Origin of the sequence: Paraburkholderia sp. Cpub6, assembly GCF_014201065.1 — a bacterium.
Classification (GTDB): domain Bacteria; phylum Pseudomonadota; class Gammaproteobacteria; order Burkholderiales; family Burkholderiaceae; genus Paraburkholderia; species Paraburkholderia tuberum.
On sequence record NZ_JACHDM010000091.1, the window covers coordinates 1 to 1,182 of the forward strand.

Annotated in this window: 1 protein-coding gene; it reads left to right on the forward strand. The window is 61.9% G+C overall.

What is annotated here, in order from left to right; translation table 11 throughout:
• Positions 1 to 65: 65 nt before the first annotated feature.
• Positions 66 to 1,043, forward strand: a complete 978-nt coding sequence (locus HDG33_RS36830) for an IS5 family transposase (protein WP_184041229.1) — start codon at positions 66 to 68, stop codon at positions 1,041 to 1,043.
• The last annotated feature ends 139 nt before the right edge of the window (positions 1,044 to 1,182 follow it).

A 1,182-nucleotide genomic window follows, 5' to 3' on the forward strand; every position in this document is an offset into this window, starting at 1 on the left:
TAAGTCCACCGATCCGGTACCTCAAGCGTTATAGAAATCGGATTGAACGAAGAAGGCGAAACAGGATGAAGCAGCAGACGCTGGCGATGGCAGCCGATCAAGGTGCGGGTTTCGAGACCCACCGCAAACGCACGCGGCGCGACGAGTTTCTCGACACGATGAGCGCGATCGTGCCATGGGCGCAACTGTGCGCGGTGATCGAGCCGCATTATCCGAAGCGCGGCAATGGCCGCCCGCCAATTGGTCTGGAGCGCATGCTGCGGATCCATTTCGTGCAGCACTGGTTCAATCTGGCCGACTTCGCTTGCGAAGAGGCACTTTACGACAGCGCCAGCCTGCGTCGCTTTGCCGGAATTGACCTGGGTTGTGAAGCCGTACCGGACGCGACGACGCTGCTCAAATTCCGGCGCCTGCTGGAGACGCACAAACTGGGCGAGCAATTGTTTGCCGAAGTCGGCCGGGTGCTGCAGACCAGCGGCATGAAGCTCAAAAGCGGCACCATCGTGGACGCGACGATCATCGGCGCGCCGAGCTCGACGAAGAATGAGCAGAAGGCGCGCGACCCCGAGATGCATCAGACGCGCAAGGGTCGCCAATGGTACTTCGGCGCCAAGCTGCACATCGGTGTGGACAGCCAGAGCGGGCTGGCGCACAGCGCGGTGCTTACGCCGGCCAACGTGCATGACAAGCATCCACTGCCGCAATTGCTGCACGGACAGGAGCGGCGCGTCTACGGCGACAGCGCCTATGCGAGCCAGAAGGAGCTGATCCACAGCAAGGCGCCCAGGGCGCGCGACTTTACCAATCAGCGCACGCGCCGTGCGGGCGGCGAAGTCGACGAAGTGCAACGGGGCAAGAACCGCAACAAGTCGAAGATTCGCGCCCGGGTAGAACATGTCTTCGCCGTCGTGAAGCGACTGTGGGGATTTACGAAGGTGCGCTATCGCGGGCTGGCAAAGAATGCCAACCGGGCGTTCGTCGCGCTCGCACTGGCGAACGTCTACCTGGCGCGCAAGAAACTGATGCCACCGGTACGCCCATAGTGGGCGAAAGGCGGGCAACCCGCCCGCCCAACAAGCCCGCGAGGGTCGAAAAGCAATGGCTCAAGCTCGGCCTCATGACTTGGCGACGTTCAAATTGCTGACACGCTGCCGAATTCGCGGCTTGTTCAGCGTAGCCTTA

Coding starts and splice junctions, on each gene's coding strand:
- HDG33_RS36830 (WP_184041229.1), top strand. CDS start 66: ATGAAGCAGCAGACGCTGGCGATGGCAGCCGATCAAGGTGCGGGTTTC.